Origin of the sequence: Hominimerdicola alba, from assembly GCF_900112155.1 — a bacterium.
GTDB lineage: Bacteria > Bacillota > Clostridia > Oscillospirales > Ruminococcaceae > Hominimerdicola > Hominimerdicola alba_D.
In genome coordinates this window covers 59537-84649 of the sequence record NZ_FOKQ01000013.1, presented here as the reverse complement: position 1 = coordinate 84649, position 25113 = coordinate 59537, and the positions used below count along the sequence as shown (strand labels likewise).

The window sequence follows — 25113 nt, the reverse complement described above, 5'->3', positions numbered from 1 at the left end:
GGAGCGATGTAATGATATACATAACTTGAATAAATCGACTTTGTCGATCGGCAGAATGAATACTATGGCAAAAAGATAAGGGACTGCCGCGAAGCAGTCCCTATAATTGTTAAGGAATATTTTTTTATTCAGAAGCCGTCATTTCCGAAACCGCCCGTGCAAGACGCTCCAGTCCGTCCCGAACCATGCTGCGCGGGCAGGCGATATTCATTCGCAGGAATCCCTTGCCGCCCGTACCGAACTGTGTCCCCTCGGAGAGATATAACCCTGTCCGTCTGCGTATGCTTTGCGCAAGGGTCATTCCAGGATCGGGTTTCAAAGCACGGGCATCGAGCCAGAGAAGATATGTAGCCTGCGAGGGCGTTAACTTTATTTCGGGCAGGTTTGATATCAGAAAATCACGCACAAGCTCTTTGTTCCCATACAGATACTTTCGCAACTCGTCGAGCCATTCTCCGCCGTTTGTAAAAGCCGCAACTGCTGCCTGTGCCGCAAAGAGGTTTGGATAATCGATGCGCCGTGAATGAAGTCCGTCACGGATCTTACGGCGTAGATTGCTGTCGGGAACAACAACAGCCGAGGTCTGTATCCCCGCAAGATTGAATGTCTTGGTCGGGGAAATACAGATAATACTGTTTTCAGCCCGCTGGGGAGATGCAGAAAGATAAGGTACATAGCAGATATCGGGATCTGTAAGGTCGCAGTGTATCTCATCCGATAGAACGATCACATTATGCTTTCTGGCGAGATCTCCGATGTGCGCTAAGGTATCCTTGTCCCAGATATTTCCCGTGGGATTGTGCGGATTGCTCAGAAGCAGCATGGTCGTCTGCGGCAGACTGAACTGCTGTTCGAGAAGTGTGAAGTCAATGCAGTATGTCAGATCTTCCTCGGTCAGCGGACATTCCAGCACAGTTCGTCTGTTGCTGGTTATGCAGTCATAAAAGCAGTTATAAACAGGCGAAAACACAACGATATTATCTCCTGCATCTGTCAGCTCCTGAATAGCGGTACAGATAGTCGGCAGAACTCCAGGGCTGAACAGCAGGTGCGATCTTTGAAAGTTTACCCCATGTCGCTTCGTCCACCATGATGAATACGCTCCATACCATTCATCGGGAATGTCGGAATAGCCTAATACCCCGTTGGAAAGACGTTTCTGCAATGCTTCCAGAACAGTAGGTGCAGCAGGAAAATCCATATCCGCCACCCACATGGGAAGCTCTCCCGGAGCCGTGTTCCATTTCAGGGAATCCGTTCCGCTGCGGTCGGTTATATGGTCAAAATCATAGTTCATTGTAAATGCTCCTTATAAGTAAAATTCATTCCGGCGAAGCTGAGTATAAGGACGCTTATCTCGGATAATTTGTGACTGGGAAATGTCAAACTCCGCATATAGAAGCTGTGCCGTATCTTCAGCCTTGGCGATCACCGAACCGTTTGCATCGGTGACTATGGACTCGCCTGAAAAATGCATATCGTCCTCCCGTCCGACACGGTTGCACATAGCGATAGCAACTGAATTCTGGAACGCCTGCACTCGTACTTCACATTCGAACATTTCAGAAGGTTCTGCTTTCGTGTTGACAGTCGGAATGAGAATGAGATCGGCACCCAATAGTGCTTCCGTTCGGATACTCTCGGGGTAATGACGGTCAAAGCAGACAACAATTCCTATTTTGCCGAATGGCGTGTCAAACACCTTGAAGCCATCATCGGATGGCGTATAGTAGTCCTGCTCGTAAAACTGCTCAGCCTGTGCGATGTGGACCATCTTCTGTAAACCGATGATACTGCCGTCTGCACCGATCAATATGCTGGCATCGAAATATTTGTCATTTTCCCGCAGGTACAAATTCGGCACAGCCATGATCTTGCATTCACGGCATACATTCTGAAACGCGCGGACGGTATCGCTGTTCATTGTAACAGCGAAAGCGGACACATCCTGTCCCGGAAACTGCGGAAAAAACGGCGTGAGCTGTACTTCAGGAAACAGTATCAGGTCAGCACCGTTTTCGGCTGCCTCACGGATATATCGCAGGCTTTGTTCCATATTTTCCCGAACCCTTTCGCAGGGCTGCATCTGACATAATGCTAGTTTCATACTGATTCCTCCGGATGGTGTTTTTATATTATCACTCTTTATTATTTCTTATTGAAGACAGAGTTTACGTTCCGGGATACTTGATCGCAAGCAGTTTCTTGATCTGCTTTTCATCGGCATCGCGAAAGAAACACTTTACCTGTGATACTATCTTTTCCCACGACTCACCTGGCTTTTCATGGTAAGCGGATGTTGTGAAGTCATATCCCCATTTTGTTTCGGGAGTTCCCATTACCGCTATGTGCCAGCCATAGGTTTCACCTTTTTTGTTTTTCTTCTGACTGAAATCAGACATTATGAGATATGTTTGCATTTGCAGCTCCGTTAAGATCCCACTGAAATTCTTTTCAGTGCCGTTTTTCCCGAAACCGGCAATATCTTTCAGTTCGTTGCTCATTATTTCTTTTCCGACTGATTCATCATTCAGCTTAAAAGCGTCCATTACCTTCTTTGCACGATAGGAAGCAAGCTCATCGTCAAACATGGCTTCAAAATCATATCCGTTCCTACGATAGTTTGCAAATACAGGGAAGAAGTCCTTGTGGATAAATCCGGCTCTTTTATCGAAGAACTTACCGTATGCGATCTCGGGGTGAGCCGAAAGAATTATTCGCCATTCCCACGGGTCTGTATCGGCGTTGCCCGTCCACCATGAAGCGGCAGTCGTGCGTTCTTCAACGGAAAATCCGGTGATACCGCTTTCAAACAGCGGCAGAAATCCTATACTGCTAACAAGGGACAGGAGATCATCAACTGTTTTAAGGCGCTGCGGGTCATTTTCCGCGCAGCCTTTCATGATCCATTCTCCGTTTATTGTTTCCAAAAAGACATCTCCGTTTCGATTTTCAGTTTTATGTTATTTCTTTCTTCAGTCACTAAGTATTATTCAGGATAAGAGATCACGCCATTTTCTTAACTTTCGGAAAGATCGTCAAGCGTGATAACGCCGTTATTCAGCAGCGCCGTAATGTTCATGTGCATATCATTTCTGCGGAATCTGCCGGGCAGATCGAAAACAATTGCACGGCTGTCTTTACGAATACGTTCTTGAAGTTGAAAGAATTGATCGGTAGCGTTTTTTCCATTCAAATTATTTTTCGCTGAGCAGCTTCCAATAGCTTTCTTTTGGCATAGTGATGTTACTCTCAATCAAAAAGATATATGCCAATTATATCATAGCTAACTGCAATAGTCAATAAACGGCTGGCTTTCACGCCGAACACATTTAGGGAAATAGTTGATGGAGCTTATGAGAAAGTAAAATAACAGAAAAATGAATACCCTTTGTATGGATCATATCCCCGGGATCTACAAAACCGACGATCACGCACTAAGTTACGCCTTCACATCTTTTTTCAACCGTATCTCATTAAAATATTAAGTTTCTCTTTTCTTGTTAATTATTTCAGAACCCTGTTTCTGCTGATCGACTTGTAAGGTCAAGCATGATATAATTAAGCAAAAATTCATACTAAGCACATTGAAAAGGTGGGAATATAGGGCTATAATATGATCATGTATTATAATTTATGATAAATATATTGCTACTGAACTATGTTTGAAGTATGCTTATTTATGATCATTCATTATTGCGAGGTGTTTTATGACTTTACAGCAGATCAATTATCTTCTTACCATATCCGAATCACGCTCAATGAATAAAGCTGCCGAAAAATTATTCATAGCACAGCCCACCCTTACAGGCGCTGTGCGGGATGCTGAAAACGAGCTGGGAATACAGATATTTCACCGCACGCATAAAGGTGTTACTCCGACAGCCGAGGGAGATGAATTCTTACAAAAGATAAAACGTGTATATCAACATTATGAAGACGTAATGGAAGAATACGGCGAAGGAACGAATATTCGCCGACGCTTTGCTGTTTCGATGCAGCACTACTCTTTTGCGGTCAAGGCTTTCATAGAAATGGCAAAGCATTACGATTCAAACCAATTTGACCTTGCACTGAGAGAAACCGCAACGGCAAATGTGATAAAAGACGTAAGTACTATGAAAAGCGAGATAGGCATAATCTATACCTGCGAAACTAATCAGCGTATGATAAACAATCTGCTGAAAAAGAACGAGCTTGAATTTCATTCACTTATTGTCTGTTCCGCAAGTGTCTATCTTGCTAGATCGCATCCGCTTGCGAAGGAAAAAGAGCTTGGCTTTGAACAGCTTGACCCGTATCCTTGTCTTTCATTTGAACAGGGGAGCGAAAACGAGATATATTTCGCCGAAGAGATACTCATAGAACACGCTTATCAGAAAACCATAAAGGCTACCGACCGTGCTACAATGATGAATCTGATGGAAGGACTGAACGGGTATACATTGTGTTCGAGCATATACTCCGAAAAGCTCTGTGGCGATCAGTTCATTGTGATACCTTTCAGAGCTGATGATAATATCCAGAGCAGTATGAATATAGGATATATAATTAAGAAAAACAATGCGCTGAGCAGTATGGGAAAAAGATTTCTAGAGGAAGTAAGAAAAGAGCTTGAAATAAGAGAATAGTATCAAAGCCTGAAAGCTTATCTGCTTTCAGGCTTTATTATTATCTGCAATTTAACCGCTGACCGCTGCGGAATAAACTTTTTCAATGAATTGCAGTGCTCCCGTATATCCGATATATGTACGGTTCAGAACCACTTCCTCTGTGGCTATAGTACCTACTTCCACAAGCACGGCATTCTTTTCCTTTGCCACATCCTGTTCCCATGAAGAGCCGAGAATAAGCGGTGTACTGTTGCCGAAATCAAATTCAGATAATTTCTTTTCTATGAGATAACCGTCTTCGATAAACTCAACGTTTCCGTATACACCTTCGGAAAGCTCATTATAAAGAGCAGCAACATCTTCTCGGTATTTTACCGGCGTATTGTCTGAAATTATCTGTCCTACAGGTATCAGTCCCAGCTGGTCTGCAAGGAATTTTGAAAGTGCGATATTGTATGCCGCATCACCGACAATAGCAAACCTTGAAGGGAATCCGAACCAGTATTCTGCGAAAAAGTCTGCAAAATGGTCTAAGAAATAGTAGTATCTTTTTGCTTCCTTTTCTATGAATTTCTCAGCCTTTGTATTATCTATACCTGCATATTCCACTACCTGACGCAGAAAAGCAGTTGTAGCCTCCTCGCCCACAGGGATAACAGGTATATGAAGATAAGGTTGATCGTATTTTTTTTCAAGGTGTTTAGCTACTTTCAGATCAAGCCACGGAGAAAGCACAAGATTGAAGGCTGCCTTAGGGATGCTTTTCCACTCTGAAACACCTGCGCTTTCACTTCCGAAAAATACATTTACTTCAAATCCTGCTGCTTCGAGTATACGTTTTATCTCAATGATATCTCCGCGCCAGAATGTATTGAAATAAGGCGCTCCCATCCAGAGATTGATAAGCTTCTTGCGACGGCGTACACCCTTTGCTTCTCCAACAAACTGGTCTATTATCGCGATAATGACTTCCTCGTGCGCCCACAGGTTATTTCCCTTGAATCCGGGAACTTCTGCATGAACGATGGGATATCCTTGTTCGCGGTATGGTTTTATTACTGATGCGACATCATCTCCCACAAGCTGTGGAGAACATCCTGACAGTACTACGAACAGATCGCCTTTCATGATTTTCAGTGCTGACTTTATAACTCCGTCCAGTTTCTTTGCGCCGCCGAAAACTATTTCACTCTCGCCGGAATTAGTACCCGGGATATCTCCGCCGCCTGCACCGGCAGAACCCTGAAAGCCATTACAGAATGACATTGTAAAATACTGCTGATCCACACATCCCGGTCCGCAGTTGATCACGGGAACTGCCCCGGGGATAGCCGATACTGTATATGCTGCGCCAATAGCACACGCATAGTGGGGATGAGTGATAGTTGTATGTTTTTTCTTAGCCATTAGTCCTGCACCTCCTTAGTTGTTTCATCGAGCACCTCGGGGTGCTTTGCAAGAATAAACGGATCCTTCTGACTCAGCCACCAGTCACTGTATGGGAGCCCGACGTGTCGTTTTAGTACCTGATTCATCTTTTTACGAGCAAGAACATCAAGTACCGCTTCACCTACACGTATCATACCGTCATAGCCTACAGGGAAATGTTCATCACCGATGGCAAAAGATGGTATTCCCATTCTTGCAGCGTTGGGAGCAAGACCGTTGTGACGAATGATAATGAAATCTGCTTTCACGCGGCTGAGAAGTGCAGGCAGCTGGAATGGCTGACATTTGCTGACGGTAAAGTGAGGTACATCACCATAGGTATCTACAAGTGTCTTCAGCGTGTTCTGCTCTTCATATCCTCCGTCATATACAGGGTCGTGATGGAATACGACAGAACCGTCAACAGTAATTCCAAGATCACGAAGTACAGATATAAGACCATGTGCATAGGAAGAACCTGTCAGCACAAAACCGTTGACACCTTTAAGCTTTTCTTTAAGTTCCTCTATTTTCGGTCTTACACGTTCATGCTCGGCAGCGATATATTCTTCTGCTTCTTTTTCTTTTCCTACCTGCTTTGCAATGGCACGAAGCCATGCATCTGTACCTGCAAAACCGTATGGTTGAGGAGCTCTTATCTGAGGTACACCATAAGCTTCCTCCAGGGCAGTTGCAAAATAAGAACCGAGAGTATGACAGAATGTTGATGTACAAGCAGCTTCAGATGTCTGTGCAAGTTCGTCAAAGCTTGCTATATCCATGATATAGTTTACTCTCAGCCCCAGTGGTTTGAGCATATCTGTAAAATAGTCCGTACCCCAAAGTGCGACAATATTGATAAGATCGGGCTGCTTTTTCGGGTTCTTGTTTACTATATGTCTCAGAACAGCGTGCTGTGAGATATCGAAGCCTGTTGACCAGTGCTTTGAACGGAATCCCTCGCACTGCATGGGTGCAACAGGTATCCCGAGTTCATCTTCCATCTCAGCTGCGATACTGCTGAGGTCTTCGCCGATTATCGCGGTTGAACAGCTCATCGAGAAAAATATAGCCTTGGGGTTATAGCGTTCAAAAGCTTCTCTTGCAGCTCTTTTCAGTTTTTCAGACGCACCGAATACCATGTCGTTTTCAAGGAGATTGGTCGTCATTATGTTTATATTTCGAGGTTCTATGCCGCGACGTTCCAGACCGTTGCGAAATGCCAGATTAAATTCGGGATTTCTGGCTGAACAGCCCACCGGTGAATGCTGTATAAGTACGCAGTCACGGATATTACCGGCCTGACAGGCAGCTATGGAGTTTGCACACATACTCTGCTGGTTGAATGGCATATTAAGCTCACACAAACGGCAGCCCTCACCGTTTTTTCCGGGACCGGGACATTCTCCCTTATGTCTGAGCGCACGTTCTTCATAACGGGACAGTTCAACAAGCTCTGATGCTTTTCCGTCCCATGATATTATCGAACCAAGACGCATTTCACGATTCTGAACTGTTTCAAGATCAAGTTGTATATTTTTAGCCATAGTTTTTCATTCCTTTGAATTTTCTAAATTTTCCAGCGCAGAAAACGCGCCTCTATTGCTTTTACCAGATTAGTGACTAAAGTTACGATCGTTCCGAGAAAAATTATACCGACCATTATCCTTGTAAAATTGCCGAAATTGGTGTAGTACTGGATATAGAATCCTATACCGCTGTTTCCGCCTATCATTTCTGCCGAAGTGAGAAGAATAAATGACAGGAGCAATCCCATATTACAGCCGTCAAATATCTGCGGCAGCGAGGCAGGCAGCAGAACGCTGTACAGCATATACGGTTTTGACGGGCCGAATATCCTTGCGCTTTCAATAGTAGTTTTATTTATATTCTGCACACCGCTCATCGTTCCGGACAATATGGGAAAGAATGCTGTAATAAAAATGACAAATATAGAACAGCTTTCAAATGTTGGCAAAAGTGCGAGTGTATAGGGAATGAACACGATAGGTGGGATGGAACCGAGGAAATTGGCGATCTGTTCACCAACTTTTCCTATCTGCGCGTTCCAGCCGAGGAATAATCCTATGGGGATCGCAGTAATAAGTGCCAGTACATATCCTAATGTTATCGTTATCATGCTTGCCGCGAGATCATTCATCAACCGCGGAAGATCGCTGACAAATTGTTCAGTCACAATATCGGGAGCTTTGAATATATCCTGTGGTATAAGCACAAATTTAGCAGTAAGCAGAGTCCATATCCCGATAAATGAAAATATCACGCCAAAAACACCGTTTGTTGTTTTAATGCGATCCTGCTTTTTCCTCAATAGGATGAACATGATATAGAAGATCTCCAGTAAAACAAGCAATCCTGCAGAATAATTCGGATCCCCGATTTTTTTTGTATGTGATGGCATAAATTGTATCAATAATGCGGCGAGAAACAGAATATGTGTCACTGAGAACAGTCGTTTGACTCGTTTCATTTGTCTCTCTCCTTGTGATAATCGAGAAGATATTTATACACCTCATCATCAGGATCTTCTGCTACAACAGCGTTAAGCGCCTTATCATAAAGTTCTGCGGAAAGCCCCTGTGAGATATCAAATTCATTTACAAATCCTGTATCGACAAGCGCATCATAAAAATTAGTCATACCTGTGATATCAGGATCAGGATTTGCTATCTGGCTGTCGTAATCGTATGTGTCTTTTTTGAGTGATCCTTCATCAACATCTACATACTTCTGAATATCCTTGATAGTTTTATCGGGTTCTGTCTTATAAAAACGGTATGCACGGATAAGCGCACGAAGGAATGCTTCATAAGTATCCGGATCTTTCTCAAGTGAAGATGTAAGTGAAGCTTGTCGGCAGCAGACATGGTCTTCAAAGCCTGATACTGTACCGCTGTTTGAAAGAATTACATATCCCTCGTCCTCTGCAAGGATACGGTAAGGCGCGTAAAGTATCGCTGCATCTATATCATCGTTTTTCAGAGAATTGTAAGCATCTGCTCCGTCAGCAAAAATACTGAAATCTATTGAGTTTTCAAGTCCCATCTTTTTAGCAGCCGAGCGATAAACGATATAGCCCGAGTCAACACCCTCAACGCCTATATTTTTACCTTTAAGAAGATCCAGAGACCAGTTCTCCTCAGGTATCCCTTCAACAAGTTCCGGCTTGACGATAAGTCCGTGACCGGCAATCATAGCACCGCCGAACACAGTTATTTCATGTCCGTCACCGAGATATGTTACAAGTTCACTTGAGCCAAATGCACCAACGTCTATCTTACCAGATTCAAGAGCTGCCAGTTCACTGTTGTTCTCACCGAACATAACAAGCTCTGTGTTCAGACCTTCATCCTTGAACATACCCTCCTCCTGTGCAACAAAATAGAGAAGATGTCCGGGGGACGGCAGATAACCGATCTTCAGAGAATCAGATTTTTCTTTTGAGCTTACTCCCGAAGTATTTTTTCCTGCGCAGCCTGTTAATGAAAAAGCTAACAGCAGCGCTGCCAGTAATGCTTTTGATCTTTTAATTTTTTCATTTTAATTAATTCCCAGCTTTCATATCAATTTACTAAGCTTTATTATTCTATCATAAAAACCTTTACCTGTCCAATTGTTCTTTTTGATTATTGATTCTAAGAAAATCCGATAAGCGAATAATTTTGCTTGTATATAAGGATCTATAAAGCTTGAACAGTTGATCATTTATTAGACCTGTCCTATGCTTTTGAATGGTGATGGACAAGGACTTTGGCATAGATATTTCACCCATTTTGTTTTTCTTACGACGTTTCATAGCTGTCCGGGGGGCTCCCGAGTTATAGGAACAATCTATATTCAAATCTAACGAAGATCGGATTCGTTTCGCAGAAAGCAATGTACAGATGTGAAAGCTGTGAAGGGTGTCCCTGCAAACAGAACTGCACAAAGGCGAAAGGAAGTAAGATCCTGTCTGTATCGCATAAGTTCAAAGAGCTGAAAGCATGGAAAACATAACTACCGAATTCGGAAGACAGTTCAGAATGAACCTAAGCATACAGGCTGAAGGAGTATTCGGAGTGAATAAACAGAATTATGGCTTCAGAAGATTCCTGTGCAGGAGCAAAAACAAAATCAGATCTGAATTTCTTTTGCTGGGACTTGCATACAACATAAAGAAGCTTTTAACTAAGATCTCAGAAAACTGACTTGGAATTTCTCTTTTTGAACTGAAAACGGCATAAAAAATCAGCAGAACAAAACACCCCTGAATCCTCTTTTTTGAAGAGGGCTTGGGGGTGTGCGCTCTGAAACAGCTTATTTCACCAGTTAATATGTTTTTTTACTCTGATGTTCAGATATGGTTAGAGGGTGTTGCGGTTGCAACACCCCTTTTGCATGAAAATATGATAAGTGATCGATTTGACTGTCCTGTGTACGTTTTGAGAAGCCTTTTTCAAAATGGGCTTCCTCAATAACATCAGCAGTCCGTAGGATAAATTATTATCTACAGTCATGCAGAGCGGAATATTGATTTGTGTAAAATGACGTGAAAATATTGAAAAAGTTCTTGCATTTTGTTGATAAATGTGTTATTATATTATTGTGTTATGTGCGGAGCGTTCCGCAGAAAGAATACATAAAGAGGGTCACATTATGAAACTTATTTCGGTAATATTCATGAACCTTTGGGGTTATGATATACTTATATTTATAGCGGCGTTTTTCACGGCGGTAGTTTATCGACGTCTGAAGTATTCGGCTGATAAACTGTACAAAAAAATGCACTTGACAGTCTTTGTGCCCGACGGCGGAGCATCAAGACGGGAGGCTGACAGGGACATATCAGGGCTGAGAGAGCAGGATATCGTGGCGATGAGAAATAACACAGGCAAGCTGTATTCGCTGTTTGTAAACCTTACGGGAATATTCCCGCTGCTGGGTATCTTAGGCACGGTAATATCGCTGCTGAGCCTTGTATCGGACAGCACAAATGTCACAGGCAATTTCTACGGTGCACTTACTTCGACTTTCTGGGGACTGGTGTTCGCCATAATATTCAAGTTTCTTGACGGCATAGTTTCAGCTAAGATAGAGGACAACGAAAAGAGCGTTGAGTTATATCTCACCAGAAATTTCAGGACAGTGCAGGAAGATATCACTGCGGAGCCGATCACTGCACCGCGGAAAGTCAGCACCATAAAGGAAAAGCCCGCAGTCATGGAGGAATACCACAGTAAAACTTCAACGAAAAAGGTTCTGAAATCTATGGGCGATCTTTTCGGGGTGACAGATGATGACGATGATATACCCGAGTATAAGGAAGAAACTGTGAAGAGCGGTTCGCCTAAAAAGGGCGTAGCTCTGCTGAGAGCGCTTTTCGATATTTCAGATGGTGATGACGATGAGGAAAAATAAAGGCATCATCATCGAGCTGACCGCCTTGCTGGACGTTATCTTCATCATGCTTTTCTGGATGATGATAAATGTTCAGGAGGGAAGCACGAAAGTCCGCGAGGACGCTGACAGCCGCATCGCACAGGCACAGGCTGAGGTGGAGCAGATCAGGGCGGAGACCGATGAAAAGCTGGAAAGCATGAGAGAACAGGCTGACAGCGAGATAAAAAAAGCTCAGGAGCGTGCGGAGCATCTTAACAGGGATGCCGCCGCAAATCAGCAGGCGCTGGAGAATTTCGGCAAGGGGCTGATGCTGACCATAAATCTCAGGTATTCCCCCGGGGGAGAACTTATCGTCACCAACGGCGATAACGAACTTGCCAGAACGGCTGTGACTTCCGAGAGCGATGTTTATTCGGCGGTCAGTCAGGCAATTACAAAAGCAGGTATCGCCAGCGAGGATGTTGTGCTCTGTGCTTTCGTATACGACGGAAGCCGTGCGCTTTTCCGTGATGTTTCGGAGATAAGTGATGCAGTGAACAGGCTTGGCAAAAGCTATAAGAATTTTTACTGCACCTTTATAAATACTGCCAGATAACAGGAGGTAATCAATATGAGCATAGAAAAAGAGGTTGAGAAGATGTACAGAGAAGACGCTGAAAAGCAAAAGAAAAATCAGAAGAAGAAAAAGAGCGGGAGGGCTGCCACATTTGTGGTGCTGATACTTATATTGATACTGGCTCTTCTGCTGGCGAAGCTGTTGGGTCTGTTTGACGGCAGCGGATTCGGTTTCGGCGGAAAGGGCAAGAATACCGAAGACGGCAGCGGCACTCCCGACAGAGCTGTTGTAGTATCGGCTGAGGAAGATGAAAGCTCAGTAGCTGAGATGAAGAAGGTCTATGAAAACATAAAGGTATCGGGCAGCACATACCTCTACAAGGGCAGCGAGGTAAGCCTTGATGACCTTAAAGACACATTCTCCATGGATAAGATGAACAAGGACGTTGTTGCACTCATCGAGGACGACAATGCTACCCAGAACACTATGGAAGATCTTACTAATGCCCTTACTGAAATGGGCAGAGAGTTCACTATCGAAACTCCTTCTGCTGGTGAATCTGCACCTGAATCTGCGGCAAAGTAATATATGCTCGGACTTACTCTTGAGGGTGGTGCCAGCAGGACGGTATATTCCTGCGGAATACTGGACGCACTGCTTGAAAATGATATAATGGCTGACAGGATATTCGGCGTATCGGCAGGCTCGGCTTTCGGCGTGAGCTATGCTTCGCGTCAGCATGGCAGAAATTACAGGCTGGCTTCGGAGTTTATGCCAACCCCTGAATATATGGGTGTGAAGCACCTCATAGACCCCCGCAACAAAAGCTATTATAATCTTGATTATGACTATGATACTATCCCAAATAAGCTACTGCCTTACGATTATGAAGCTCTTGGCAGATACAAGGGTGAATTCTACGCGGTGGCGACCAATGTTGAAACTGGTAAGGCTGAATATCTTCGGGTGGACGAAAAGGACAGGAAATGGTACAAGCTTCGTGCAAGCTGTGCCATGCCTATACTTTTTCCCGAGATAGAGATAGACGGCAAAAGGTATCTCGACGGCGGAGTTGCTGACCCGATACCTTATAAAAAGGCGATGGAAGTCGGCTGTGATAAGAACATAGTAATACTCACCCGCCCCAGAGATTACCGCAAGCACAGCGACAGTATGACAAAGCTGTGCATGGCGAGATTTAAGAAATATCCCGAATTTGCCAAAGCTATGGGCACAAGGGCTGAGCGCTATAACAGGTCTGTTGAGGAGATAATGGCGCTTTCAAAACAGGGCAAGATATTCGTGTTCACCCCAAAGACCACCTTCGGCGTTGACCGCATCGAGGGTGACCCGCGCAAGCTGAAAAAGCTTTACGACCACGGCTACAAGCACGCATTGTGGGCGATGGACAAGCTGAAAGCCTATCTTGAAAATGGAGTATAGCTTATGTTTGAAAACTTTGATCTGTCCGACTTCTGGCGTGACAGCGATTACGCTTTGTCTGAATATGTGGGAGAGACCCCGACTGATGAATATATAAAGTCGGTGGAAGATGAACTGGGCTATAAACTGCCCGAATCCTATAAATATCTTGTAAAACAGCACAACGGCGGTATGCCGAAAAATACCGCTTTCCCCACAAAAGTACCCACCACATGGGCGAAAGACCACATCGCCATAGAGGGTATTTTCGGTATTGATAAAAAGCTTGATAATTCTGTCTGCGGTGAGCTTGGCACAGAGTTCTGGATAGACGAATGGGATTATCCTGCCATAGGTGTTGTCATTTGCGATACTCCCTCGGCGGGGCATGAGATGGTATTCCTTGATTACCGCGAATGTGGAAGTCAGGGAGAACCAAAGGTTGTCTATGTCGAACAGGAAAACAACTATAGGATCGTACCGCTGGCAGACAGCTTTGAGGAGTTTATCCGCGGTCTTGTCAGCGCAGATGATTTTGATCCGGAATAGAGATACTGTCCCGAAAACAGGACAGACCGAAAGAGGTAAAAAATGAAATGGAAAACTGCTCTGCTCGCGGCAGGATCAATGTTTGCGGGCATTAATGCTTTACTTGGCAACAGACAGCTTGTTCTCGACAAGGAAGTTGTGTACAGCCGAAAGCTCCCCGAGTCCTTTGAGGGCATGAAGGTCATGCTTTTAGCCGATCTTCACCATAAAAAGTTCGGCAAGGATCAGTGTTTTCTGCTGGATTCGGTGAAGGCGGCTTCACCCGATATAATAATATTTGCGGGAGATCTTTACAGCAAGGACGAAAAGGAGCTTGGTGGAAAGGTCAAGTTCATCAAAGAACTTAACGAGATAGCGACTGTATACTACGCTCCGGGAAATCACGAGATGCACCGTCCCGAGCTTTGCGACGCTATGTTCCACAAGCTGAAAAGCATGGGCATAAACGCCCTGAGGAATGAGATGGCAGTCATCTGCCGCGGGCGTGACAGGATAAATATCTACGGGCTTCAGATGCCGCTGAAATACTTCATAAACAAGGACGGTTCCTACAAAGATCTGCCTGTGCCCGATGGCAATACAATAGCGAGATATCTTGGAGAGAGCGACCCTGATCACTGTGATCTGCTGATAGGGCATAATCCTCTGTTTTTTGAAGCCTACGAACAGTGGGGCGCTGATATCGTGTTCTCGGGACACGTTCACGGCGGCGTGATACGTCTGCCGATAATAGGCGGTCTGCTTTCCCCCGAGCGCAGATTCATGCCTAAGTACACCAAGGGTCTGTACAGGCTGGGTAAAACCGTCATGGCGGTGACGGCGGGTCTTGGAAAATTCAGGATAAACGACCCCTCACAGATAATGCTTCTCACGCTGACTGGCAAAAAACAGCCCGCAAAGCATATGAAAGGTCATGCCTGGGAGATATGAACTGACAAATATTTAGGGAAAGGCGAATGATGATGGATAAAACACAGCTTGCCGCGGCTTTTGCGGAATATTTCGACAAGCACACAGATGAGATACTTGCCGACCTTGCAGAAATAATCGGGATAGAGAGCATAGCGGACGAAAATGCCGATGTCAAGCCCTTTGGCGAGGGTTCGGCAAAGGCGCTGGCATGGGGCGAGGATAAGATGAAGTCACTGGGCATGGTGACTAAGAATTTTGATAACTATGCGGTAAGGGGCGATTATGTATCGGGTGAAGAGCCTGTGCTGGGCATACTGGCGCACCTTGATACTGTGCCTGTCAGCAGTAACTGGAGCTTCCCTCCTTTTGAACTCACACAGAAAGACGGTGTGCTTTACGGCAGGGGCACCATAGACGACAAAGGTCCTGCCACCGCGGTACTGTGGGCTGTAAAGGCGATACGTGAGATGGGTCTGCCCATGAAAAATTTCCGCGTGATATTCGGCGGAAACGAGGAAAACGGCTGCACCGATATGGAGTACTACGAAAACTGCGAGAAGTTCCCGCCTATGGTGTTTACTCCTGATGGTTCTTTCCCTGTACTGAACTGCGAAAAGGGCATGGTACACATGACTTTCTCAGCACCTTTTGAGGACAGCGAGATAATTTCGATAGATGCTGGCATGGCGATAAATGCTATCCCCGACAGATGCGCTGTAACATATACTGACGGCAGAGATTCTCTTACTGTGGGACTCTCTGCACACGGTTCACGCCCCGAAAACGGCGATAATGCGGTGACTAAGTTCCTTGCGGGATATGAGGGCACAAACGCGCTGCTGCTTGGTCTGAAAAAGCTGTTCCCTCACGGTGAGTTTGACGGAAAGACCTGCGGGCTTGGCTTTGAAGACAATATATCGGGCAAGATGACCTGCGCACTGACGGTACTGAAAACAAAGGACGGCAGACTTAACGGCGGAATCGATATCCGTTTTCCCATAGACCGCAGCTATGCCGAGATAAGCGGCATAATCAAGGATGCTGTCTGCGGCATCGGTTTTGAGATAGACACCTGCGAGGGCATGGAACCCCATTATGTTGATGAAGACAGCGATTTCGTGCAGGCACTGCTGAGGGTCTACGAAAGGGTCAAGGGTGAAAAGGGCAGCTGTATCGCTGAGGGCGGCATAACTTATGTACACAACACCCCGGGTGCTGTGGCTTTCGGCGCTGAATTCCCCTGGGAGAACAACAATATGCACGGCGATGACGAGCATATCTCCATGGAAACATTCAAACTTAACCTTAATATGTATGCCAACGCTATCGCTGAGATATGCATGAAAGACTAAAATAACCCGCCGCAGAGGAGCTCTCCTCTGCGGCTTTTTGTTGTTATATCCACCAAAAGCAGAGGTCTGCCATTGTGCAGACAACTGTTTTTTTATTTAACCCGGACATATTTCTGCAAGAGTTGTACAAAAACGTACAACTTTTTCGCATTTTTACCTGATAGTGAAAAGTGTTTTTCGCATATTGCAGTTTTGATAAAATATCAGGAGGTAACATTATGACAGAACTTTATGAGATACTTAAAGCAGGAAAAGGTATGCCCGTAACAAACCTGTACGTTGTGCTGATGACTCTTGCATTGATCGGCGGGATAGTTATCGGGGAAAAGGCATTACAGCCTTCAAACTCGGGAAAGCGGATGAACGCCAATAAAAAACCGCCCGAAGTCATATCAGCTTCGGGCAGTGATCATTGTTCCGATAATGCCAGGCTCCTGCCCAGCTCCATGGCGATGAACTCGCCGTTTTCGCATATATCATCAGTCAGCTCACACATAAGCAGACCGAACAATCTTTTGCCGCATATTACAGGAAAGGACACAAAGCCCTTGCACTTCATAGTCAGCTTGTTGCAGCCAAAGATATCCTCGACCCTGAATTTCTGCCTTTCCTCGGGCATGAGGTACAGGTCACCCATGTGCATCATGCATTTTAGCAGTATATTCTTAGGGAGCACGGTCTCTTTATCGCGGTCATGGACTATGGGTTTTTCAAATATGAAAAGCAGAGCATTGTCAAGACCCAGCCTGTCAAAATTGCGGTACAGACCGCAGCAGCCTGTTTTATCCATACCCGATACGATGAATTCCTTTATCCGCTGGCGGACACGGTTCGTCTTGCGTTCGTGGCTGATGAGCTCTTTCGACTGGTTCACGATAGCCCTGTCTTTCATACGGGCGAACAGCCTGTTTATAAACACCGTAGCAGCAAGAGAATGGGCATTTTTGTTCATTATGTTCTGTATCTTCTCTATGCTGGTCGTGAGCTTCGTGGAATCGGTGTACTGCATCGCACCTTTTTCAAAGAACTTGTCTATCATCATGCACAGTTTTCCGAAAGTCTCCTCGTCCATATAAGTGTGCTTGCAGGCTATCAGCATTTTTGACATGAACTCATAGAAAAGTCTTCTGAGATCGACCTTTTCTCTGTCGATAGATTCCAGCTTGTACCTGTAAAAGCAGTCGTTGAACATCTTGTATATAAAAGCAGGTTCTGCCTTTGAAAGCTCGATAGGGTTGTATTCGTACATCTCATATGGCAGGGAAGCTCTGCCGTAAAGCCTTGTTGGAACAGTGCCTGACTCAGCTTCTTCGCCGTTTATCATCGAAAGCAGAAGTTCTAAAGCCTTGCCCCCAAGTGATGAACTGTCAGCGCCGACAGATGAAAGAGGAGGATCAAGGTCGCTTGACATACGGGTATTGTCAAAGCCGAATACCATGACATCTCTGCCTATGACCTTGCCGCGGGCTTTAAGCGTGGTGTACAGCCCCTTTGCGACCGCGTCGTTGATACAGAATACCGCTTCGGCATCGGGGTTGCGGTCCAGCAGTCTGTCGGCTGCCTCCACGGAATCCTCGCTCATATCGGTATTCTCAAACTGATCTTCGCTGTATTCCAGCCTGTAATCATGCAGGCATTTTATGAATATCTCTTTTCTGTCACGGGCATCTTTGTTGTCATCTCTGCCACCAAGCATACATATTTTTGTAAGACCTTCGATGTTCGCGATGAATTCGATAGCTTCCCGTATTCCGCTCTCGTTGTTGTAATTCACGGTGACAGCATCTTTAAGGTCTGAAGCTACCAGCACTTTCGGGATACCGCTCAGTCTTTTAAGAAAATCATCAAATATCCCGTTGGAGTTCTTGCCGCGCTCGCTGACACTGCCGAGATGGATTATCAGACCGTCTATACTGCATATCTCGCTGAAACGAAGTATGTTGTTGTATATCTCTCGGTACTTGTGCAGACAGTTGTCTTCAATGCCGTAGTCGTACTTTACCGGCAGTACCACCAGTCTTATCTGCTTGTTTTCAGAAATGGCGTTCGCGACGCTTTTTACCAGTTCTTTTGAAAAATCGCTGTTGATATCTTCAAGTATCATACAGATGACTTTTTCAGTTTTTCTGATATTTTCCATCAGCTCACCCCTGTCATATCTCGGGACAAGGCTTTGAGAACAGATATCCCTGAGAATAGTCTATGTTGTACTCCATAAGAAGATCCTGTATCTCCTGATTTTCCACAAACTCCGCGATAATGCGCATTTTGTGTTTGCTGAGTCTCTTCCAGCCCGCTATCAGTTCTATCAGATTTGCACATTGTTCGTCCTTGGTGCTGTTTCTCACGATAGAACCATCAATTTTAAGATAATCGCAGTGTATGCTGGCTATATGCTTCAGGTTCGAGAAACCGCTGCCGAAATCATCGATGGATATCTGTCCCCCAAGGTCGTGTATCTTGTCAACAAAAGCCACAAGGGTGTCGTAATCGTCGATATCCTCATTTTCAAGTATCTCAAAGATGAAGTTTTCGGGATGCTTTACCGTGGTGAGAAAATCGTATATGTAATCGACTATCTCGCGGTTCTTTATATCCCTCATGCCGATGTTTATGCTTACGCACTTGTCGGTTATGTCCTTGAACCTGTCAAAGACTTTTGTTATCATCGTCTTGGACAGCGAATCGTAAAGCAGACCGTATGACCTTGCAACATCCAGGAAACTTCCGGGGTAGTATATCTTTCCGTTTTCGTCTTCAAGTCTCATCAGGGATTCGTAGTGGTGTACGGTATGGGTCTTGTTATCGTGTATCCCTTGGAAATACGGTATCACCTTATCATGATTTATGGCGTAGTTTATCACGTTTACCATGTGATAACGCTCCCGTATGCTTTCCTCGTCCAGCATATCGGAACTTGCATCCCTTACGCAGAACTGGATGTTCTTGCTTGACATGGTAAGCCTTGCGGAATGGACAGCCTGCTCTATATTCTCGATGGTACAGCCGTCAAGAACGCTGAAAAGGGGAACTATGGCGATATAGTCCTCAGAAGTTTCAAACAGGTCACGCTGCAGCTTTTCCATATCCCTTACAAAGTCGGGAAGTGCGTACATATATGAGGGCGCACCTATTGCCAGGTTCCAGTCCTTGATGTGGTATACCTTATAGCCCTTCTGCTTTGCATAGCTCATGCACTTTGTAATGTAGTTTTTGTATGTCAGGTCAATGATCGCCTTCGGGAACACACTGCTCATGGCATAGGTCTCGAATACGTTTATCATGCATATGCGGTCGTAGCCTTTCAGCTTTATATCCATACTCAGGGCTGCGGCGTTGGGCAGTTCTTCTGTATCCGAATACAGCATCTTCAGTTCGCAGTCCCGCACGAAGGCTTTAAGGCTGTCTGCCGCTGAGAAAGCTTCGTTTGCATTCAGCTTGTTTTCGATATCATAGAGATAGTTCAGCATCTCCCTGTTATCAGCGATAAGCGAATCCGTGTGGGAGAAAGCATAGGGGTTATACTCCTGAGTTGCAGGGGCTTCACCTATTACCGATACGACGAATGAGCAGTTGGCAAAAGTGTTCCTGCCGTTGACATGGGCTATCTCACCCTCGGTGATACATCCGCACATATTTGAGTTCTCATATGCTGAAAGTTCCCACTTTACGCAGTTTGAATATATCATCGAACGTGCTATGCAGGAGTATCCGAACAAGGTCTCCGCTTTTTCAAAATTCTCTATCCTTCTGAAAAGCGAACGGTTATCCGCGATAACTTTGCGGTCGTAAATAAACGCACGCCTCAGTTTCTTGCCAACAGTGACATTGTGGTTTGCGCATATGCGCTCGCGCTTTATGTTATAATCCTTTTCGGGATACTTCTTTTGCAGCTTGTCTATGATAGGCTCACTGCTGTCAAAAATATCGTTCAGTGACTGATTCTCGGAGAAACGAACGAATATGGGTATATCACTGACATCTGAATATACATAGGGGAAAAGATTTGTCAGCTCGGGTCTGTCGGTAAGTTCGTCGCCTATGCCCAGACGGTACTCTCTTGCTGCGTCCTTGCCGTCCAGAGAGAGTATGCAGGAACAGAAAGTATCGGTTATCTCCCTTTCCTGACCCAGTGCCTGAACGCCCGTGGCATAGGAGCTGAAACTCTCCACCTCGGCACCGCTTATAGCCGCTACGATTATCGCTCTGTTCGACCAGCCCTTTTCATTGAAAACAAAGCCGGAATCAAGGAACTTTTTCAGGCTGACTTCGGAAGTGTTTGCAAGTCCGCCTATCATCTGCACTCCGGGGAAAAACTTATTGCTCTTTTCCACAAAGTTATACACGCCCAGATACTTTCTTGTCATGAAAGTCAGCATGAGCTTGGTATCGTCACTTATCACAGCATCCTTTACTGCCATGCACAGATCATCGGAAGTCACGGGCAGACCGTTCTCCTCAAAGGTGGGGAGCATGGCTGTCCTTATGGTGCCTTTCGACATCTGTGTTACAGAGATTATACACTGGTTCTGTATCAGCTTGCCCCAGCATATGGTGGCAGAGGTACTTGTGCCGAAGATATGGGCTTCGGGTATCAGCTGGGATATGTACCTGGCAAGCTCCACCGCTTCATCTTCAAGATGTATAGCGGTGTGTATCCTTATGAGTATATCTCCGTTTTTAGGGTCCAGCATAAGCTGCTGGAACGTATCTGCAAGACGCGCTTTTGAAGCATACCTGAAATTCCATGTAAACATAAAAGTTCCCCTTGTTATCTATCCGCTATGATTTTATCATAAAGTCTGTGTCCTGTCATGACGTTGTCGTTCATATGATATTTACGGTATCATCGGTTCAGTCGCTGCTTTTGGTACGCTGAATCTCCTTGCCGTTCACGATGAACCTGCCGCTGCCGTTTATTATCCTGAAATTCTCTTCCTCTGCAAAACAGTCGGTATCAAGATTGTTCCTTACATCCCATTTTGCATCGCATCTGTTCATTCTTATGTATGTATCATCGGAATATCCACCCACTGCAAGAGAATCCGCGCCCGAAAGCATGAACTTCGTTATCGTCGATGACATCTCGCACCTGGTGGTGCCCCGAAGTGCACCTATGCCTGTCAGCGATATACCGCCTATCTCCATGTTCAGGCTGGATATGTCTACAGATACCTGTGCATTTTCGCCCCTCACCGAGCCCAGCCCCACTATCTCGGAGCCGTCGCCCTGCAGTTTCATGGTGCACTTGGAAATGGATATCTTTGAACTGCCCGTTACAGAACCTATGGCGGCGCCATCCTGCGTGGTAAAATCAACGATGATATTGCTGCTGTCAATCAGCACATTTGCGTCTCCCGAAAGTGAGCCTATGCAGACTGTCCTGCAGCCGTTGGTACTGAGTATATACTGTCCGCTGAACATACGTATCTTTCCGCCTTTGCCGCCGCCGATACATACGCCCGAATTTCCGTGACCCTTTATCTCGATAGTGCCGCTCTGGGCGAATATCAGCTCACCCGCCGAACAGTCGGGGATATTTCCTATGCCGCAGAATTCCGGGGAATTCAGTACTATTACCATATTGCCGTCACCCTCGATGGTGAGCTTTGAGGTCATTGGCACTATTATGCCCGAATTCATCAGCACGTTGTCACCGGAAAGCACCAGCGTAACATCTGAATTTTCACCTATCTCAACTGCGGGACATTTCCTGTCGTTGGTCAGGGTGATGTTTTCCAGAGTTATCCTGCCCTTGTAGCCGTTTTCAATTTTGATATGTACATTTGAATTCGCACCGGGAGTGCCGTAGAATGTGATATCCTTGTATATCATCGCGCCCTTGCCCACAACTATCTCGGCTATGCTCTCCTTGGTAAGTGCAGAAAGTGATACACGGTTGGTCTTGCCTGCGATATATCTTTGAATATTGCTGCCTGCAAGGAATTCGCTGCGGTAAGCTGTTATCTCTTTGCGTACGCTTTCGCTTACCTCCTCCATGAAATCAGGAGCGGGTTTGCCTGTGTAGAAGCCCTGAATAAGGTCAGCACCCAGTATTATCGCGACACGCAGTTCATCAGAGGTCTCAACACCCTCTGCCAGCGCCAGTATGTCGTTATCGTGGCAGAAGTTGATTATCTCCTTTACGAAGTGCTGTTTCTGGGGCTTTATCTGTATCTCGCTGATGAGCGCCCTGTCTATCTTGACAAAGTTCGGCATATACCTCAGCAGATTGTTTACGTTTGAATAGCCTGAGCCGTAGTCATCAACAGCTATCTTTATGTTGTGCCGCTGAAGGATATTTTTCAGCCTTTCCAGCTCGTCATCTGCCAGCTGTGATTCCTCTGTCAGCTCCACGATAACAGTGTCTGAAAGCTTTTCAAGATAGCCTTCCACTGTCCTAAGGTCCTCGTCTTCAAGCATAATGCCGGGTATGCTGTTTATGAATATCTTGGCACTGCCCAGTTTATCCAGGTTTTTCTCAACTATGCTCAGCACGTTCATGAATGTTGATCTTTCGATATCCACCAGCCTGTGCTGCATATCGGCGTACTTTACTATTGTCAGCGGTGGCAGATTTCTGTCGGTATCCGAGCGCATCAGCGCCTCGTATGAGAATATGGAGCCGTCCGTTGTGCTTACTATGGGCTGGAATCTGTAGGTGAAGAGATTGTTGTCCAGTATCTTTGTGACCAGCTCGTAATCGGCTTTTTCCTCGCTGTCCAGATTTTCATAAGCCGCATTGATCGCCGCAAATTTTGAGCTTTTCAGATTATTCAGCTGTTCCTGTATGCGGTTTGCTTCAAGATATCTTCTCAGTGCCTCTAGTCCGCGGGATACCAGCAGTATCCACTTGCGGTAGGTCTCATCGTAGCTTCTCGCTTTGTCGCCGTACTCCACAGCCGCATATCCGAAACAGGTGTTTTCCGAGAATACAGGCGTGAAGAACACAGCCCTTGGCTTTTCGCGCTCTTCAAAAAGGTCGGGGAGAAGCTTGCTGCTGTCAAAGGAAACATCAAGTCCTGCAATGCCGTCCTTGAAGCTTTTGTTGAACCTGACAGCGTATATCATATTATCGGGGTAGCCGTCGTTGCCGAAATGCACGTCACTGCTCTTGCCCATATACCGCCAGAGATCGCCAAGGCACAGGTGAAAATTCTCTGCGCCTATCTTGAAAGCGTGGGAATATACCGTTCCCGCAAACCCCGCAAGGTCGGTCTGGGATATGAGATCGTCAGCCATTGTGTTGTTTACCGAATCAAAGCCCTCCTGAGATATAACAGTGCCCCACTCGATCCTGCGAGTGCTGATCTTGGGTATCTCGCAATGGACACAGCCGCAGCTTTCCCCCATGAAAAGATTTTTCGGTGCATAGAACGGGGGGGTCTCTCTGCCTGCGAATCTGTCAGCCATATACCCCGCAGAATACTCGCCGAGCTCCTCAGCGGGTATTACCGCCGATGTTATTGGCTTAGGAGAAGTCTGACCCTCGAAAATGGAATCGTAGCTGACTACTGCTATCTCTTCGGGTACTGATATGCCCCTTTCTTCAAATGCCTGACAAAGACCTATCGCCATGCAGTCGTTGGCACATATCACTGCGTCTGGCAGTTTTTTGCCGCAGTTAAGCAGACGGTCAGCGCAAAGTTCACCGCTGAGATACCAGAAGTCGCCGTAGATTATCCTGTCCTCGGGCAGGGTAAGTCCGTGTATTTTTAGTGAATTTTCCACCGCACGCAGACGCTGCTGAGAGTGCTCGTGCCACTGTTTGCCGCACAGAAAAGCGATATCCTCAGCGCCGTGTACCGTCACAAGATGATCGATGAGTGCTTCGATGGATTCACGGCAGTCGGTGTAAACACTTGGGAAGTGTCTGCTTTGCGATTCTATCATAAGTACGGGCTTGTGGAAATTCTCGTACAGCCATTCATCAAGGTCTTCGGCTGCCCCCGCAGTCTGGATAGTATCTGCCAGCACCACTGCGCCGTCAAAAAGCTCCGGGCGCATCAGGGTAAAGATGTTGGTCTCGCCCTTTTCACGTATAGCGGTATCCTGATATTTATGGTACATCGAAAACACGCACACGTCCATATCGAGAGCAAAAGCATTTCTCAGGAAGCCTGTTATGAATCTGCTCTGATAGCTTTCGTCTGCCTGTCCGACAAATAAAGCGATATGTTTCCTGTTGTTTGTCATTATAAAAACCTCTGTTTGGGCTTATTGTATGTATTTAATATAAATTATAGCACAAATCTCAAAATTTTTCAATATTATTTAAGAAAAAATCTCAAAAAAGAGGCTTCTTTACCGAAATAACAAATAGGAAATAATTATAACGGCGTATATAGGCGAAAAAAACTCTTCCGCCCGTAATGAACGAAAGAGTTCTTTTTTCATACAATAATAATTATGGAGCATACGGGGATCGAACCCGTGACCTCCACACTGCCAGTGTGGCGCGCTCCCGGCTGCGCCAATGCCCCTTGTTGTTAACTATAATGGACCTGAGGAGGGTCGAACTCCCGACCTCTGCGTTGCGAACGCAGCGCTCTCCCAATTGAGCTACAGGCCCATGATACTGATATTATAGCACAATGAATTTGCGATGTCAATAGATCTTTCCCCAATACGACTGTCTTTTAAGCCCTTTGGCAGAGGTTTGCACGTGCTGGTATATATTGGGAAATAAAATGGAAAAACCCTGGTGAAATATATCCGATATGCAAGTTGCGGCTGCGAAACTTTCATTTTCTGCATTTTGCATAAAAATAGGGGCTCTCGTGGGCGCTAAGGGGGACGTATGATACTAATACTCCCTTGATTAAGGCGTTTTACTTATGTAAGATGTGCTCTGAAACTAGGAAAATGTCTGAAAAATCAG

At 45.5% G+C, this 25113-nt stretch carries 19 protein-coding genes, 2 tRNA genes and 1 pseudogene; 9 read left to right on the top strand and 13 right to left on the bottom strand.

The features are described 5' to 3' along the window. Positions 1–124 precede the first annotated feature (124 nt). From BM265_RS08875 to BM265_RS20030, 4 genes are all read right to left on the bottom strand, one after another. On the bottom strand, positions 125–1297 hold the full coding sequence (locus BM265_RS08875; RefSeq protein ID WP_074961212.1) for a MalY/PatB family protein: 1173 nt from the start codon (positions 1295–1297) through the stop codon (positions 125–127). 12 nt (positions 1298–1309) lie between these two features. Further along, complete coding sequence (locus tag BM265_RS08870) at positions 1310–2107, bottom strand: carbon-nitrogen hydrolase family protein (RefSeq protein ID WP_074961211.1); 798 nt, start codon at positions 2105–2107, stop codon at positions 1310–1312. Between the two features lie 64 nt (positions 2108–2171). After that, complete coding sequence (locus tag BM265_RS08865) at positions 2172–2930, bottom strand: AlkZ-related protein (protein ID WP_074961210.1); 759 nt, start codon at positions 2928–2930, stop codon at positions 2172–2174. Between the two features lie 89 nt (positions 2931–3019). Next, positions 3020–3196 carry a hypothetical protein gene (locus BM265_RS20030; protein WP_177219563.1) on the bottom strand — a complete coding sequence of 59 codons (177 nt, stop codon included), beginning with the start codon at positions 3194–3196 and terminating at the stop codon, positions 3020–3022. 514 nt (positions 3197–3710) lie between these two features. On the opposite strand from BM265_RS20030, the gene BM265_RS08860 reads away from it, so the two are divergent. Further along, on the top strand, positions 3711–4631 hold the full coding sequence (locus tag BM265_RS08860; protein ID WP_074961209.1) for a LysR family transcriptional regulator: 921 nt from the start codon (positions 3711–3713) through the stop codon (positions 4629–4631). A 51-nt stretch (positions 4632–4682) separates the two neighbouring features. Here BM265_RS08860 and BM265_RS08855 read toward each other — a convergent pair whose 3' ends face one another. From BM265_RS08855 to BM265_RS08840, 4 genes are all read right to left on the bottom strand, one after another. Further along, entirely contained in the window at positions 4683–6020 is a 1338-nt protein-coding gene (locus tag BM265_RS08855) for a nitrogenase component 1 (protein WP_074961208.1), read from the bottom strand. Next, on the bottom strand, positions 6020–7588 hold the full coding sequence (locus BM265_RS08850; protein WP_074961207.1) for a nitrogenase component 1: 1569 nt from the start codon (positions 7586–7588) through the stop codon (positions 6020–6022). Before BM265_RS08850 ends, BM265_RS08855 begins: the two co-directional genes overlap by 1 nt. A 23-nt stretch (positions 7589–7611) precedes the next feature. Further along, positions 7612–8325 (bottom strand): ABC transporter permease, encoded by a 714-nt coding sequence (locus BM265_RS08845; RefSeq protein ID WP_242940810.1) that lies wholly within the window; start codon positions 8323–8325, stop codon positions 7612–7614. 203 nt (positions 8326–8528) lie between these two features. Next, positions 8529–9560: an ABC transporter substrate-binding protein gene (locus BM265_RS08840; protein ID WP_242940811.1), complete on the bottom strand. Its 1032-nt coding sequence runs from the start codon at positions 9558–9560 to the stop codon at positions 8529–8531. Between the two features lie 378 nt (positions 9561–9938). Between BM265_RS08840 and BM265_RS19565 the strand changes: the two are divergent. From BM265_RS19565 to BM265_RS08800, 8 genes and pseudogenes are all read left to right on the top strand, one after another. After that, positions 9939–10249, top strand: a pseudogene (locus tag BM265_RS19565) (transposase). A 448-nt stretch (positions 10250–10697) separates the two neighbouring features. Then, complete coding sequence (locus BM265_RS08830) at positions 10698–11459, top strand: MotA/TolQ/ExbB proton channel family protein (RefSeq protein ID WP_074961204.1); 762 nt, start codon at positions 10698–10700, stop codon at positions 11457–11459. Further along, a complete protein-coding gene (locus BM265_RS08825; protein WP_074961203.1) occupies positions 11446–12036 on the top strand; it encodes a hypothetical protein in 591 nt (196 codons plus the stop codon). Before BM265_RS08830 ends, BM265_RS08825 begins: the two co-directional genes overlap by 14 nt. A gap of 15 nt (positions 12037–12051) precedes the next feature. Beyond that, positions 12052–12582 carry a hypothetical protein gene (locus BM265_RS08820; protein WP_074961202.1) on the top strand — a complete coding sequence of 177 codons (531 nt, stop codon included), beginning with the start codon at positions 12052–12054 and terminating at the stop codon, positions 12580–12582. Between the two features lie 3 nt (positions 12583–12585). After that, entirely contained in the window at positions 12586–13440 is an 855-nt protein-coding gene (locus tag BM265_RS08815; RefSeq protein WP_074961201.1) for a patatin-like phospholipase family protein, read from the top strand. Positions 13441–13443: 3 nt separating this feature from the next. After that, positions 13444–13968 carry an SMI1/KNR4 family protein gene (locus BM265_RS08810; protein ID WP_074961200.1) on the top strand — a complete coding sequence of 175 codons (525 nt, stop codon included), beginning with the start codon at positions 13444–13446 and terminating at the stop codon, positions 13966–13968. A 42-nt stretch (positions 13969–14010) separates the two neighbouring features. Then, positions 14011–14898: a metallophosphoesterase gene (locus tag BM265_RS08805; RefSeq protein ID WP_074961199.1), complete on the top strand. Its 888-nt coding sequence runs from the start codon at positions 14011–14013 to the stop codon at positions 14896–14898. A gap of 32 nt (positions 14899–14930) precedes the next feature. Continuing rightward, a complete protein-coding gene (locus tag BM265_RS08800) occupies positions 14931–16232 on the top strand; it encodes a Sapep family Mn(2+)-dependent dipeptidase (RefSeq protein ID WP_074961198.1) in 1302 nt (433 codons plus the stop codon). Between the two features lie 409 nt (positions 16233–16641). Here BM265_RS08800 and BM265_RS08795 read toward each other — a convergent pair whose 3' ends face one another. The 5 genes from BM265_RS08795 to BM265_RS08775 all read right to left on the bottom strand — a co-directional run bounded on the left by BM265_RS08795 (position 16642) and on the right by BM265_RS08775 (position 24804). Beyond that, a complete protein-coding gene (locus BM265_RS08795; RefSeq protein WP_074961197.1) occupies positions 16642–18372 on the bottom strand; it encodes a LacI family DNA-binding transcriptional regulator in 1731 nt (576 codons plus the stop codon). 13 nt (positions 18373–18385) lie between these two features. Beyond that, positions 18386–20989 (bottom strand): EAL domain-containing protein, encoded by a 2604-nt coding sequence (locus BM265_RS08790; protein ID WP_074961196.1) that lies wholly within the window; start codon positions 20987–20989, stop codon positions 18386–18388. Between the two features lie 97 nt (positions 20990–21086). Then, positions 21087–24428 carry an EAL domain-containing protein gene (locus BM265_RS08785; RefSeq protein WP_074961195.1) on the bottom strand — a complete coding sequence of 1114 codons (3342 nt, stop codon included), beginning with the start codon at positions 24426–24428 and terminating at the stop codon, positions 21087–21089. Positions 24429–24642: 214 nt separating this feature from the next. Continuing rightward, positions 24643–24715 (bottom strand) — tRNA-Ala (locus BM265_RS08780). 16 nt (positions 24716–24731) lie between these two features. Beyond that, positions 24732–24804, bottom strand: a tRNA-Ala gene (locus tag BM265_RS08775). Positions 24805–25113 lie beyond the last annotated feature (309 nt).